Source organism: Nonomuraea thailandensis, assembly GCF_024172165.1.
GTDB lineage: Bacteria > Actinomycetota > Actinomycetes > Streptosporangiales > Streptosporangiaceae > Nonomuraea > Nonomuraea thailandensis.
Window position 1 is genome coordinate 2,929,352 of sequence record NZ_JAMZEB010000002.1, and the last position, 14,422, is coordinate 2,943,773.

At 72.4% G+C, this 14,422-nt stretch carries 10 protein-coding genes; 3 read left to right on the forward strand and 7 right to left on the reverse strand.

Annotated elements, in window-relative coordinates:
* Window positions 1-5: 5 nt before the first annotated feature.
* Genes HD597_RS17025 through HD597_RS17040 form a run of 4 tightly spaced genes read right to left on the reverse strand, consistent with a single transcriptional unit; the run spans window position 6 to window position 5,077 of the window.
* Window positions 6-1,922 carry a DUF8034 domain-containing protein gene (locus HD597_RS17025; protein ID WP_253743312.1) on the reverse strand — a complete coding sequence of 639 codons (1,917 nt, stop codon included), beginning with the start codon at window positions 1,920-1,922 and terminating at the stop codon, window positions 6-8.
* Window positions 1,923-1,942: 20 nt separating this feature from the next.
* Window positions 1,943-2,824, reverse strand: a complete 882-nt coding sequence (locus tag HD597_RS17030; protein ID WP_253743313.1) for a carbohydrate ABC transporter permease — start codon at window positions 2,822-2,824, stop codon at window positions 1,943-1,945.
* Window positions 2,814-3,728, reverse strand: coding sequence for a carbohydrate ABC transporter permease (locus tag HD597_RS17035; protein ID WP_253743314.1), 915 nt, complete (start codon window positions 3,726-3,728; stop codon window positions 2,814-2,816). The genes HD597_RS17030 and HD597_RS17035 overlap by 11 nt, the downstream gene beginning before the upstream one ends.
* A complete protein-coding gene (locus HD597_RS17040; protein WP_253743315.1) occupies window positions 3,725-5,077 on the reverse strand; it encodes an ABC transporter substrate-binding protein in 1,353 nt (450 codons plus the stop codon). Before HD597_RS17040 ends, HD597_RS17035 begins: the two co-directional genes overlap by 4 nt.
* Before the next feature lie 146 nt (window positions 5,078-5,223).
* Between HD597_RS17040 and HD597_RS17045 the strand changes: the two genes are divergently transcribed.
* Window positions 5,224-6,087 (forward strand): FadR/GntR family transcriptional regulator, encoded by an 864-nt coding sequence (locus tag HD597_RS17045; RefSeq protein WP_253743317.1) that lies wholly within the window; start codon window positions 5,224-5,226, stop codon window positions 6,085-6,087.
* 56 nt (window positions 6,088-6,143) lie between these two features.
* On the opposite strand, the gene gdhA is transcribed toward HD597_RS17045, so the two are convergent.
* Window positions 6,144-7,484, reverse strand: coding sequence for an NADP-specific glutamate dehydrogenase (gene gdhA / locus HD597_RS17050; RefSeq protein WP_253743320.1), 1,341 nt, complete (start codon window positions 7,482-7,484; stop codon window positions 6,144-6,146).
* A 137-nt stretch (window positions 7,485-7,621) separates the two neighbouring features.
* A complete protein-coding gene (locus tag HD597_RS64515) occupies window positions 7,622-10,966 on the reverse strand; it encodes a S8 family serine peptidase (protein WP_308210633.1) in 3,345 nt (1,114 codons plus the stop codon).
* 423 nt (window positions 10,967-11,389) lie between these two features.
* On the opposite strand from HD597_RS64515, the gene HD597_RS17065 reads away from it, so the two are divergent.
* Both HD597_RS17065 and HD597_RS17070 read left to right on the forward strand, forming a co-directional pair.
* Window positions 11,390-12,586, forward strand: coding sequence for a cytochrome P450 (locus HD597_RS17065; RefSeq protein ID WP_253743324.1), 1,197 nt, complete (start codon window positions 11,390-11,392; stop codon window positions 12,584-12,586).
* The gene (locus HD597_RS17070) at window positions 12,583-13,221 is read left to right on the forward strand and encodes a TetR/AcrR family transcriptional regulator (protein WP_253743328.1); all 639 of its coding nucleotides are present in this window, start codon (window positions 12,583-12,585) and stop codon (window positions 13,219-13,221) included. The genes HD597_RS17065 and HD597_RS17070 overlap by 4 nt, the downstream gene beginning before the upstream one ends.
* A gap of 29 nt (window positions 13,222-13,250) precedes the next feature.
* Here the strand turns inward: HD597_RS17070 and HD597_RS17075 are convergent, their stop codons facing one another.
* Entirely contained in the window at window positions 13,251-14,402 is a 1,152-nt protein-coding gene (locus tag HD597_RS17075; protein ID WP_253743330.1) for a cytochrome P450 family protein, read from the reverse strand.
* Between the last annotated feature and the right edge of the window lie 20 nt (window positions 14,403-14,422).

The following is a 14,422-nucleotide window of genomic DNA, read 5'->3' on the forward strand; positions in this document are numbered from 1 at the left end:
CCGCCTCACGCCCCCCACGGAGAGCGGTAGGACGGCCGGTAGGCGCGCAGCCGCAGCCGCAGCGTCAGCGTGATCATGGTGCCCGCCGGCAGCTCCACCGTCAGGTACGGCCCGCCCACCGCGTGCTCGGCCGCCGAGACCACCGGCTCGTGGTGCACGTACTCGGTGTCGTGGCCGGTCCAGCCGGGCTCGGCCGCCGTCGCCGCGGCGCTCACGATCTCGTGCTCGCCGAACGCCCCGCCCTGCACGACGATCGTCCTGTCGCACGTCGCCGACAGGTTGACCAGGGTGACCACCGTGGCCTCCGGCTCGATCGCGCTGACCAGCGCCGCCACCTGGTCGGGCACGCCGGGGCGGCGGCGCCCGGCGTCGAAGTAACGCACCCGCGCCTGCTGCAGGCCGCCGTTGTAGACCACCTGCGGGCCGCCCCACATGAGCTGGGCCAGCGCCTCGGTCACCACCGGATTGACGTTCTGCCACAGGTGGATGGCCTCCTCCGGCAGGTCGCGGCCGGCGTTGGCGAGCAGCAGCGCGATGCGGCGGCGGGCCTGGGCGTGCGCGGCCGCCAGGATCCGCTCGGGGTAGTCCGGGTTGTCGCCGCACAGGTACGCGTACCACGGCTCCTCGTGCCCGGCCTCCTCCTTGTCGCGGAAGGGCCGCACGGTCGCCCAGTCGTACCCGGAGGCGGCCCGCAGCGCGTCGAGGCGGGCACGGTCCTCGGCCGCGCCGGTGTGGTGCCAGAGTGCGAAGGGCACCGAGGTCTGGATCGGGTTGTGGTCGAACCAGCCCTTGTCGCTGTGCCGGTAGGGCACGAGCAGCGTCGGCACGTATGCGTCGGGGCCGAGGTGGGCGCGCCAGCGGCCCTGGTTGGCCGAGTCGCTCTCGTCGAAGGCCAGCTTGACGCCGCGCTCGATGACCGCGTCCAGCAGGGAGCGGACGAAGCCGAGGTAGCCGTCGTCGCCGGTGGCCAGGGCGGCGCTGAGCGCGCCGACGGCCGCCGCCTGGCCGATGCTGTACAGGCCGTGCGGCCAGGTCCAGCCGTAGTGGCCGCCGTACCACCGGCCGTCGAGCTGACTGCCGACGACGCCGTCGAGGCCGACGTTGTCGGGCACGACGCCGCCGTTCGCCTCGGCCCTGCGCTGCCAGGCGCCGACGTAGTCGCGCAGCCAGTCGGCGTAGCGCCGCTCGCCGCTGGCGAGGTAGGCGTTGCAGACCAGGCCGGCCACGCTGAGGTTGCCGACGGCGTCGCCACGGCCCAGGCGGCGCTGCATCTCCTCGCCGAGCCGCGGGTCCCCGGCCAGAGGGGGCACGGGCGCGTCGCCGGGCACCAGCCAGTCGAGCGGGTAGCCGTACTGGGCGGCCTCCGCCTCGGTCCACGGGTAGGCGGGCGAGTCGGACACGCCCTCCCTCGCGCCCCGGCTGCCGTTGTGCGGAGCCTTGATGATGCGCAGATCCGGGTCGTAGTTGCCCTTGGCCGGGAAGAGGTACAGGTCGGCGAAGCGGGTGGCCCGCTCGGTCCAGGCGACCGGGTCGGCGGCGGTCAGGAAGTACGTGAACAGCAGGCTCTCACCCTGGTGGAACCAGTCGTAGCCGATCTCGAACTCGTCGGCGAACATGCCCAGCCCGGTCATCTGGGCCACCACGCCGTGCCAGTGCCGCGCGCACGTCTCCAGCAGGTCGTCCGCGCCGCCCAGCAGGTAGAGCTGCGGCCAGTTGAAGAACGGCTCGAAGAAGTCGTCCGCGCCGTCACGCGAGGACAGCCGGCCCTCGTAGCGCAGCGAGCCGTCCGGCCTGGTGTAGCGGGCGGAGAACAGCCGCCACCCGCTGTCGAGCAGGTCCAGCAGGGCCCGCTGGGACAGCGCCCAGGCGGGCGGGTCGAGGACGGGCACGCTGGCCGTCACGGTTGTGGCGCGGTGCGTCATGCGGTGGGAGCTCCTCAAGGTCAGCCCTTGGTCGCGCCGGCGGTCAGCCCGGCGACCAGGAAACGCTGCGAGAACAGGAAGACGAGCAGCACGGGGGTGATCGACATCAGGGTGGCCAGGACCAGCTCCGGCGGCTGCACCTCGGCGTTGGCGCCGACGACGGGGTTGAAGGTGGGGGTCGCGGCCAGCATCTGGGTCAGCCCGACCTGCATGGGGTAGTGGTCGCTGCTCGGCAGCATCACGTACGGCAGGAAGAAGTTGTTCCAGTTCGTCACGAAGCTGAAGAAGGCGACGAGCGCGACGACCGGCTTGGCCAGCGGCAGCGCCACCCGGGCGAAGGTGGCCGACTCGCCGCACCCGTCCAGCCGCGCCGAGTCCAGCAGCTCGGCGGGGACGCTGGTGGAGAAGTAGATGTAGGTCAGGTAGACGCCGAACGGGAAGAACGACATCGGCAGCACCACCGAGGCGGTCGTGTTGACCAGCCCCAGGTAGCTGAACTCCAGGAAGATCGGCAGCACCAGGGCGGTGGCCGGCATCAGCATCACCACGAGCGTGACGACCAGCAGCAGGCGGCGGCCCTGGAACTTCATCAGGGCCAGCGCGTAACCGGCCGGGATGCTCACCAGCAGTGTGATCGCCACCGACAGCGCGGCGTACAGCACCGAGTTGCCCATCCAGGTCGCCACCGTGCCGTCCTGGAAGGACATGAGGCTGCGCCAGTTGTCCAGCAGCGCGGCGATCGAGCCGGGCGAGAGCGGGTTGTCCTGGATCAGGCCGGCCGGCGTCTTGGTGGCGGCCAGCACCAGCCACACCATCGGCAGCACGAAGAACAGCGCGAACCCGGCCAGCACGGCGGCGACCAGCGCGCGCACCGCCAGGCGGGCCGGATGGTCAGTCCGCATCGAACAGCCCTCCCTTGGCGACGAACAGGCCGGCGCTGCACAGCGCCACGATGAGCAGGTCGATCGCGATGGCGGCCGAGCCGTTGAAGTCGTTCTGGTCGAAGGCGTACAGGTAGGCGAGCTGGTTGAGCGAGTAGTCGGTGCCGACGACGCCGAAGCTCGCCTGGGAGATGAGCTGCGGCTCCACGAAGAGCTGGGTGCCCGCGGCGAGCGACAGGATCAGCATGTAGACGATCCACTTGCGCAGCATCGGCAGCTGCACGCGCAGCGCGGTGCGCAGCGGGCCGGCGCCGTCCACCCGGGCGGCCTCGATGACCTCGTGCGGGATGCTGTTCAGCGCGCCGTACATGATGACGATCCAGCCGCCCGCGCCGGTCCAGAACGCGATGATCGTGAAGAGCCACGGCAGGTGCCCGGGCGCGACCACGGCCACGAACGTCGAGCCCCAGAGCGAGCGCACGATGCCGTCGATCGGGCTCACCGACGGGTCCAGCATGAACAGCCACAGCAGCACGCTGGACGCGCCGGCCAGCGCGCCCGGCACGTAGTAGACGAACCGCAGCACCGCCCGCGACCAGGCCGCGCTCAGCCGGTGCACGAGCAGCGCCAGCGTCAGGACCAGCACGGTCAGCGTGACCAGCCACAACACCAGGTACGTGCCCACGTGCCCGACGGCCGCCAGGAACCGGAAGTCCTGGGCGGTGCGCACGAAGTTGGCCGGCCCGGCGAAGCGGCCGTCGGCGTCGGTGAAGGCCAGGTTGAGCGCGTACAAGGTGGGGACGATGCCGAAGGCCACGAGCAGGACCACGTACCCGGAGACGAAGGCGTGCCCCGCCGCCGGCCGCCAGGAGCGCGAACGGCTCCCTGCGCGTGTGCCGGCGGCGGTCATCGCGGGTGCGCTCATTTGGTGACCTGGTAGCCGAACACCTGGGCCTGCTGCTCGATCGCGGTCTGCCAGTCGGGCAGCAGCGACTCGACGGTCTTGCCCGCCGTCTGGGCGGGGATGACCGTCTTGGCCCACACCGCCTCCTGGCTGAACTCGGGCGAGCCCCAGCCGGGCCAGACCTGACCGGCCGCGGCGGTGATCGGGGCGGCGATGTCGCCGGCGTAGTAGCCGCTGTCCTGCTGCTTGGCGATCCACTTGGCCGCCGCGGGGGAGTAGGCGGGATAGCCGGGCGACTTGTCCACCTGGTACGCGTCAGCCGTGGTGACCCAGGTGACGAAGTCCTTGGCGGCCTCCAGGCGGGCGCTGTGCCGCGAGACCCACCAGGCGCCGCCGCCGACGTTGCCGGTCACCGGCGGGCTCTGGTCCGCCCAGTGGAGGGCGTCGCCGACCGCGAGCTCGCCCTCGGGCGTCTTGAGCGTGCCCTGGAACACCGCGCCTCCGTACCAGGCGGGGCCGGGCAGCATGAGGACCTTGTCGCCCTGGTTCTTGGCGAAGTCGGGGCCGAAGAGCGGCAGCAGGGACATGGTCTTGTTCGCGACGAGCTTGTCGATCAGCTTCGCGCCCCGCACGCAGGCGGGGTCGGTGGCCTTGACCGTGATCGCCTTGGCGGCGGTGACCTGGTTGGCGGGGCACTGCGCGCCCCACAGGTAGATCTCGGGCGTCCAGGCGTCGCCGGCCGTGCCGACGAGGTAGCCGGGGTGCTCGGCGGCCACCTTCTCGGCCAGCGCCTGGTAGTCCTCCCAGGTCCTGGGCACCTGGTAGCCGAACTCGCCGAGCAGCTTCTTGTTGTACCAGAGCACCACCTGGGCCAGGTCGTTGCGCAGGCAGTAGACGGTGCCGTCCACCGTGCACACGTCCAGCGCGCCCTTGGCGAACCCGCCCAGCGTGGCCTGGTCGATCAGGCCCTTGTCCAGCGGGGCGACGAAGGCGTCGTCGCCCTGCGAGGCCCAGGAGGCGGTGTTGTTGTCGGTGGTGAACACGACGTCCGGCCAGCCCTCGCCGGCCCGGTTGAAGAGCTGGACCTTGGTCTTGAGCGTGTTGGAGCCGTTGGCGTTGCCGTCGTAGGTGACGATGTCGAGCTGCTCGCCGGGGTGCGCCGCCTGGTACGCCTTGGCGGCGTCCAGCCGGGTGGAGTCCACCCAGACCACGAGCTTGCCGTCCTCCTGGGGGGCCGGGGCGAAGCCGTACGGGGAGGAGGCCGGGGTGGTCGGGGCGGGCCGCGCGGTGCCGGCGGGGTTCGGCGGGCCGCAGGCCGCGACGGTGAACAGGACCGAGGTGAGGAGGATCGCCGGGCTGCGTCGTCTCATGTGGTGTTCCTAGGGGGACGAAAGGCGGGAAGTGAGGTACGTGAACGCCGCGTTTCGGGATATGACATCATACGTGTGATGTCTCGCACAATGGCCTATACTCAAGGCGGTCCGAAGATCAGGACCATCAGTGCTCGGGAGGGCACGTGACACAGCACGCACCGGCGGGCCCGCGCGCCGGGGACCCTGTCGACGACACGGCCGGCCACACCCATGGTGACGCCCATGGCGACACCCGCGGCGACGCCCACGGCGGCACGGCCGGCGGCACGGCCGGCGGCGCATCGCGGCCCGCTCGCCGATCGCGCCGGGTGCGCCCGGCCAAGCTGGGCACCACGGTGGTCGAGCAGCTCGTGGACGACATCGTCCGCGGCGTGCTGCGCCCCGGCTCGGCGCTGCCCTCCGAGGGCGAGCTGTGCGAGGAGTTCGGCGTCAGCCGCACGGTGATCCGCGAGTCGGTGAAGATCGTCCAGGAGAAGGGCCTGGTCAGGATCGAGCACGGGCGCGGCACCCAGGTCCTGGATCCGCGGCAGTGGAACCTGCTCGACGACGTCGTGCTGACCTCGGTCATCGCGCACGACGAGCATGCGACGTTCCTGGACGAGCTGGTCTCGGTGCGTACGGCGCTGGAGACGGACATGGCCGCCGCCGCGGCCCGCTTCCACACCGCGCGGGACGACGAGCGCATCGCCGCGGAGCTGGGCACGATGCGTGCGAGCCTGGAGTCACCGCCCGACTTCGGCGCGGCCGACGTGCGCTTCCACGACATGATCATGGCGGCGTCCGGCAACCGGCTCGGCCGCGCGATCGTCAACAGCATCCACGACAAGGCCCGCACCAGCATGCGCTACCACGGCGAGTACAACGACTCCGTCATGCGCCGGACGCTGGACGAGCACCAGGCGATCAGCGACGCGATCGCGGCGGGCGACCCGGAGGAGGCGGCGGCGGCCATGCGCCGCCACATCCTCGACTCCTGGAACCGCCGCCGCCCCACGCCCCGCGGCTGATCCCGGCCCGGCGACGCCGGGCCGGTCGGGTGCCGACGGTCGGACCAGACCGGGGCTCAGATCAGGCCGAGCGCCAGCATGGCGTCCGCGACCCGGCGGAAGCCGTCGATGTTGGCGCCGGCCACGTAGTTGCCCGGCATGCCGTACTCGTCCGCGGTCCCCAGGCAGCGGGCGTGGATGTCCTGCATGATCTCGCGCAGGCGGCGCTCGGAGAACTCGAACGTCCACGAGTCGCGGCTGGCGTTCTGCTGCATCTCCAGCGCGCTGGTCGCCACCCCGCCCGCGTTGGCCGCCTTGCCCGGCCCGAACGCGACGCCCGCGTCGGCGAACACCTTGATGCCCTCGGGGGTGGTGGGCATGTTGGCGCCCTCGCCGACCGCGATGCAGCCGTTGTCCACCAGGAACGCGGCCTCGCGGCCGGTGATCTCGTTCTGCGTGGCGGACGGCATCGCCACCTCGCAGGGCACCTCCCACACGTTGCGGCCCGGCACGAAGGTGACGTGCTCGCCGCGGCGCGCCGCGTACCCGTCCAGCCGGCCGCGCTCGACCTGCTTGACCTGCTTGAGCAGGCCCAGGTCGATGCCCTTCTCGTCGAGCACGTAGCCGGAGGAGTCGGAGCAGGCCACCACGACGCCGCCGAGCTGCTCGATCTTCTCGATCGTGTAGATCGCCACGTTGCCGGAGCCGGACACCACGACCCGCTTGCCGTCGAACGACGTGCCGCGCGCCCTGAGCATCTCCTCGACGAAGAACGCGCACCCGTAGCCGGTCGCCTCGGTGCGCACCTGGGCGCCGCCGTACGCCAGCCCCTTGCCCGTGATCACGCCGGACTCGTAGCGGTTGGTGATGCGCTTGTACTGGCCGAACAGGTAGCCGATCTCCCGCCCGCCGACGCCGATGTCGCCGGCCGGCACGTCGGTGTACTCGCCGATGTGCCGGTACAGCTCGGTCATGAAGCTCTGGCAGAAGGCCATCACCTCACGGTCGGAGCGGCCCTTGGGGTCGAAGTCCGACCCGCCCTTGCCGCCGCCGATCGGCAGGCCCGTCAGCCCGTTCTTGAAGATCTGCTCGAAGCCGAGGAACTTGACGATGCCCAGGTAGACCGACGGGTGGAAGCGCAACCCGCCCTTGTACGGCCCCAGCGCGCTGTTGAACTCGACCCTGAAGCCGCGGTTGATCTGCACCTCGCCCCGGTCGTCGAGCCACGGCACCCGGAAGATGATCTGCCGCTCGGGCTCGCAGATCCGCTCGATGATCTTGGATTCGGCGTACTCGGGATGCTTGCCGAGAGCCGGGCCGATGCTGTCGAGCACCTCGCGCACCGCCTGGTGGAACTCGACCTCTCCAGGGTTGCGGCGCAGGACGTTGTCGTAGATCGACGACAGCTTCTCGTGCAAGAGGGACTCCTACCTCACTGGTGTGGACCACCTCACTTTACGGTTCTGCCACTTGTGAGAAGAACGCGCCCCCGGGCGTTCGGCCAGGTCGGCCCGCCCGGCGGCCGCGGGCGGGCCCGCCCGCGGCCGCCGTCACGCTACTGGACGGTGATCCTGTCCACTTCCACGGTGATGCCGCGTACCTGGGGCGTCGAGGTGGCCGTGGTGACCTTGCCCACGCCGGGGCTGACCCCTCTGACCCGCATCGAGTACGTCATCGTGCCGCCGGGAGCGGCCGGCGTGCTGGTGACCCGCAGGTCCCCGGCCGGCGGCCCGGCGATCTGGGCGCCCGCCGAGCCCTGCTCGTTCTCGGCGCCCACGGTGAGGCCGTAGCCCGCGGGCGGCTCGCCCGGCAGGTTGGCCGGATCGTAGACGTAGCTGATGTCCTCGGCGCCGCCGAGCCCGATCCACTGCTGGAACACCTTCAGGGTCGTGGTGCCGAACAGGTTGACCCGCCACTCGACGACCAGCCACTGGTTGGTCCCGTCCGACAGGACCGTGGCCAGGACGCCCGGCGCGCCGGTGCCGTCCAGATCGGTCCAGTAGGTCGCCAGCACGCCGTTGGGGCGGGCCGGATCGGGCAGCGTCTGCGGCGCGAAGTCGATGTCGCCGGCCGTGGCGCCGCCCGCGACGCTGTAGCCGTTGGAGGTCACGCCGAGCCGGGTGTAGCTCTGGCCGGCGAAGGTGAACGGGGCGGGAGGCGTGAGGTTGAGCGCCTGCTCGTCACCGATCGGGATGGGGGTGACGCCGAACTCGTCCAGCGGGAGGTACCCGCCGGGGCTCGCGCCCGGCGCGATCGACGGGCTGGCGGGCTGCCTGGCGGCCAGCGTCGCCCTGGCGGTCGCGATCTGGCTGCCGACCCTGGTGGCTCCGGTGACGCCGTTGAGCCGCAGGCGGGCGTCGAGCGTGCTGACCGCGGTCACCTCGGCGTCCTGCAGCGTGTCGTTCGCGATGGTGACCGTGCAGGTGGACTCGCCGGTGTTCCTGGGGATCGTGGCCGGCGCGCAGGTCTGGTCCACCGGGATCGCGCCCTCCTGGCGGAAGAACGCGACCGGCAGGTGCAGCGCGCGCGAGCCGCCGGACTGCTTGAGGTCCACCTGCCCGAAGTACTGCCCGTCGGGCAGGTCGGGCGCGGTGATCACGATGCTCAGCGTGGTGCTCCTGCCCGGTGCGACGGAGAATCGCGGCGGCAGCACCGCGATGCCGGCGCCGCTGACGGTGCTGCCGGAGGCGGTGAAGGTGAGCGTCCTGTTCGTGACGTTGGTGACCGTGCGCCTGGCGGTGATGACGCCCGGCATGACAGGGGCGTTCACCGAGGGCAGGTTGAGGTCGATGCGGTTGAGCGGGTCGGCGGCCGAGGCGACGAAGTCGGCGGCGTTCTCGTCCAGGGTCAGGCCGGGGTCGCCGGCCTTGGTGAGGTCGATGCGCCCGCCGCCCATGTCGAACGGGTCCGCCGGAGTCGTCCTGTCCTGCTTGGTGACCGCCGTCCTGGCCGTGGTCTCCAGCGCGGACTTGACCTGACCGGGCGTCCAGCCGGGATGCAGCGCGAACAGCAGCGCCGCCGCCCCCGCCACGTGCGGCGCCGACATCGAGGTGCCCGAGATGACCTGGTAGAGGTTGCCGGGAGGTCCCTCCGCCGGCGACTCGGGCGTCGGGGTCATGCCCGCCATGATGTGCAGGCCGGGCGCGGTGACGTCGGGCTTGAGGAAGTCGCCGCCCGGGCCGCGCGAGGAGAAGTGCGTGATCGCGTCGCCCTGCCAGGCGCTCTTCGCGCCCTGGGTGAAGGAGGCCGTGGCGCCGGGGTTGGCGGCCAGGAAGCTCAGCAGCGTGTCGGCCTCGGGCTTGTCGAGGTGCACCGACGGGATCCAGTGGGCGTCGGTGAAGACGTCGAACGGGAACGTGTTGTAGATGATCATGCCGGCCGCGCCGCCCTGCATGACGTTGAAGCTCTTCAGCACCCGGTTCGGGGTGCGCTCGCAGGCCACGATCTTCCCGGTGAAGAGGCCGGCCGGCGCCGGCGTGGTGCAGGCCGCGTTGTTGTACGGGGGCGCGGAGGCGAGCACCACGGGCAGCGGCGAGCCGAGCCCCTGGGTGATCGAGGCGCCCTTGACCGTCGCCGTGGCGCCGCCGCCGGTCAGCGTGACGGTGGACTGGAACGTCCTGGTCTGCGTGGAGGCGGCCACCGTGGTCGTCCAGGGGCCGAGGTGGTCGGTGGTGTCCGCGCCGGGCCCGGAGTTGCCCGCCGACGCCGACACCAGCACGCCCGCCGCGTACGCGTCGAGGAAGGCCAGCTCCACCGGGTCGCTGTACGGGTCGCTGCCGCCGGAGATCGAGAAGTTGAGCACCTGGGCGCCGTCCAGGATGGCCCGCGCCACCGCCTGCGCCGAGTCCGACGGGAAGCAGCCTTCCGCGCCGCACACCTTGTACACCGACACCGCCGCGCCGGGCGCGATGCCGTGGATCGGGCCGCGGCTGATGCCGAGCGGGCCGGCGTCCGCCACCGGGCCGCCCGCCGACGTGCTCGCGGTGTGGGTGCCGTGGCCGTTGGAGTCGCGGGCGCTGTCGGGATAGACCTCGCCGCCGAAGACCGCGTTGTACGTCTCCAGGAACGGCTGCCCGCCGACCAGCTTGTTGTTGCAGGTGAACGGGTCGCCGGCAGGGGTGGTCGGGTTGTCGCCGAAGTCGCAGACCCGCGCGGAGCCGTCCTTGGTCGGCGGCGGGGCGGGCAGGCCCGGCCGGGCGGCGAACGACGGGTGCTCGGGCCAGGCGCCGCTGTCCAGCACGCCCACGATCACGCCCTTGCCGGCCGTCTTGTCGGTGTCGCCGAGCTTGCCGTAGATCGCCGGAGCGCCGATGAAGGCGGGGCTGGAGTCGGTGAGCAGTTGCTGCGGCTTGTCCTCCTGCACGGCGACCGCGCCGGGCAGCTTCAGCACCTCCGCCGCCTTGTCGCCGGGGATGCGCAGCGCGATGCCGCCGTACACCGTCCTGATCCGCTGGCCGGGCACGGCCCCGGGAACCTTACTGGCCAGCTCGGCGAGGAAGGCGCTCTCGATCTCCTCGATGTGCGCGCCGTACTTCCTGGCGTCGGCGCTCCTGGCGTCCAGGGCCCGGCCGGTGACGGAGGGGCTCGTGCCCGGCAGGCCGGGCAGGCCGCCCCCGTAGGCGGCCAGCGAGTCGTAGTCCAGCTTGACCACGACGTTGACCGGCGCGGGGGAGGTGCTGCGCAGCAGCGCCGGGTCGCTCTTGGCGAGCTTGCCCGTCGGGGACTTCGCGCCCTCGACGACCTCGGCGGGGGCGAGCGGGGTGGACGTCCACTTCTTGGCCGGCGGGGACGGCGTCGGGCTCGCCGCGGCCGCCGCCGGGCTGATGGCCAGGACGACGCTCAGGGCGACGGCGGCCGGGACGAGCCGCCGCGCGCGGGATAACAGAGCACCGGATGACACGGGGGACCTCCTAGGCGAGGGGCTGCGTGGCCCGCCGGGGAGGCGTCGCGTCACCCGTCCGCGGGCACGCCGGAGGGAGCACTGACCCTCCCCGGCGGGTGACGAACGGGAACTCATGTTGGTCCGACCGGAGTGTAGGCAGCGATCCCCGCCGGAGAATCCCACCTGAGTTGCCAGAATCTCGCGCAGAATCCGGCACACTTCACGATCGACAGCTTCCGTCTGAGCTGCTCCGCGGGCTCAGCCCCGATGTCGTGGGGGAGCCCGGCGGCCCGCCTGCCTCCCCGCCCCGGGCGCCCGCGCGACCTCGGCGCCCCGGGGCCGGGGCGGCGCCGCGCGACCCACGAAATGATGGGTTACCGTCGTTTCAGTGACACGCGGTCAGTCGAGATCGTCCGAAGCGGGCCCTTCTCGGGAGTTGACATGAGCGATTCTGTGACATTGCCCCTGCACATGCGGCGCAGCGGCTTCGATCCCGACCCCGAGCTGTCGGCGCTGCGCGACGAGGAGGGCGTCCGCCGGGTGCCCACCGTGTTCGGCCTCGAAGCGTGGGTCGTCAGCCGGTTCTCCGACGTGCGGGAGGTGCTGGGGGACGCCGAACGCTTCAGCAACGCCCAGGTCATGGGGTTCCAGGCGGCCCGCCGCCAGCAGTACAGCGAGGAGGAGATCAGGATGATGCGGGCGGGCAACCTGCTCGCCTTCGACCCGCCCGAGCACACCCGGCTGCGCCGCATCCTGACGCCCGAGTTCACCATGCGGCGGATGCGCCGCCTGGAGCCGCGCATCCACGAGATCGTCGAGCAGCACCTGGACGCGATGGAGCGCACCGGCTCGCCGGCCGACCTGGTCGCGGCCTTCGCGCTGCCGATCCCCTCTCTGGTCATCTGCGAGCTGCTGGGCGTGCCGTACACCGACCGCGCGGACTTCCAGCGGCGCACCGGCAAGGTGCTGGACATCTCGCTCCCGGTCGAGGAGCGGCAGGCGGCCAGCCTGGAGCAGCGCTCCTACATGGCCGGGCTCGTGGCCCGCGCCCAGGCCGCGCCGGGCGACGACATGCTCGGCATGCTGGTGCGCGAGCACGGCGACGACCTGTCTGCCGACGAGCTGGTGGGCATCGCCGGGCTGCTCCTGCTGGCCGGCCACGAGACCACCTCCAACATGCTCGGCCTCGGCACCCTGGCCCTGCTGCGCCACCCCGACCAGCTCGACCTGCTGAGGAAGGAGCCGGAGCGGATCGGCGCCACCGTCGAGGAGCTGCTGCGCTGGCTCAGCATCGTGCACTCCGGCACCAGCAAGATCACCACCACCGAGGTCGAGCTGTCCGGCACCCGCATCCCGGCCGGCGAGCTCGTGATCTGCGCGCTGCCCGCGGCCAACCGCGACCCGGCGTTCATGTCCGACCCGGACCGGCTCGACATCGCCCGCGGCGACCTCGGCCACGTCGCCTTCGGCCACGGCGTGCACCACTGCCTGGGCGCGCCGCTGGCCAGGATGGAGATGCGCATCGCCTTCCCGGCGCTGTTCGAGCGCTTCCCCGGGCTGCGCGAGACCGGCACCCCGCCGCAGTTCCGCTCCTTCAACGTCGTGTACGGCCTGTCCGCCTTCGAAGTCGCCTGGTGATCGCGGGTGCCGGCGTTCACCGTGCGCACGAGCAGCGACAGCGAGCCGACGCGCTGCGCAACGCCGACAAGATCGTCCGGGCCGCCATCGCGATCCTGCGCGAACGCGGCCCCGAGGTCTCCCTCGACGAGATCGCCCGGCAGGCGGGCATCGGGAGCGCCACCGTCTACCGGCGCTTCGGCGACCGCGACGGCGTGATCAGGGCCGCCTTCGAGACGTACTTCGCCGAGGAGGTCGAGCCGCTGGTGCTGGCCGCCCGCGACGCCGCCGACGCGGGGGCCGCGCTCGACCAGGCGCTGACGGCGGCGGTCGGCACCCTGGCCGCCCACCACGGGCTGCTGAAGGCCGCCCGGCAGTCGGGCGCCTCCACCGTCGACATCGCGGCCCGCTTCATGGGCCCGCTCGGCGCCGTCCTGAACCGCGCGCAGCAGGCCGGGCAGGTGCGCGGCGACCTGGTCGTCCGCGATCTCGCCGCGATCGTCGTCATGGCCCTGGCCACCGCCCACCCGGGCGACCCCGCCCATCACGACCCGCGCCGCTACCTGGCCCTGCTGCTGTCGGCCCTGCGGCCGTCGGACGACGACCTGCCCGCGCCCTCCTCGGCCCGCCTCCTGAACCGCGCCTCCGCACCCTGACCGGCGGCGTTCAGGCGTTTGACGCAGGCTCAGCTCCGCAGGATCACCGGCAGGGCGGTCAACCGGCTGCCCTGGATGCCGCCGAGGTCGCTCTGCCGGAGCGCGGAGAGCGGGACCGCGAGGCGGGCGCCGGGGAAGTCGGCCCGCACGACCTCCACCACCGCGCGCAGTTCGAGCTGGGCCAGCTGGGCGCCGGTGCAGTAGTGCGGGCCCGCGCCGAAGGTCAGGTCCGCTCCCATCGCCCGGCCGGGGTGCGTGTTGATGCCCTGGATGTCGACGAGCACGGGGGAGCGGGCGGGCAGCCGGACGCCTCCGAGGTCAAGGTCGGCGGAGGTGAAGCGCCAGAGGCTGAAGGGCGCCGGCGCGTGCCGGCGCAGCGTCTCCCGGACGAGCTCGTCGGCCGTCGCCTCGCCCGCCGGCGCGCCGGCGAGGACGTGCGCGAGCAGGAAGCCCAGTGACGGGTCCGTGGTGAGCTGCCCGGCGTAGATCAAGGTGAAGATCAGGTAGTGCAGCTGTGCCTCGGTGAGCTCGTCCGGGACGCGCTCGCGCAGCTCGGCGGCCAGGCCGTGGCGGCCCTCCTCCAGGGCCGCGGCGGCCAGGCGATCGAAGGCGGCCATGGCCGCGCCCACCTCGGCGGGGTCGGCGCTGTGCATGCCCCGGCAGGCCGCGATGGCCTCGTCGACGCGGTCGAGCGGGACGCCCAGCACGTCGCAGACCACGGTGAGGGGGAAGCGGGTGGTGAAGTCGGCCATCAGATCGGCCGTCCCGCCGGTCGCGGCGAGCGCGGTGAGCTGTTCGCGGGCGAAGCCCGTGATCCGGCCGGCGTGGTCCTGCATGCGCCTGGCGGTGAAGAGCGGAGCGTGCGCCCTGCGCAGCCGCGCGTGGGCGGGGCCGTCGTAGGTGGTCAGCGACGGCTGCGCGGCGGCGGCCGGCTCCAGGCCCGCGGTGCGCGGGTCCCAGTGCGCCGGCGCGAAGGCGGGGTCCTTCACGATGAGGGGATGGACGAGGGCCTCCCGGGCGAGGGCGTCGTCGGTGATGATCCATGCCGGGCCGCCGGCCGGGGCCTCGGCCCGGACGATGGGACCGGCGGCGCGCAGGGCGGCGCGCGCGGGATGGGGCTCGCCGATCCCGCGGACGGAGACGGCGAAAGGGTCGGCGGTGACGCGGGGCGCGTCGGTCATGGGGGCTCCTTGCTGGTCAG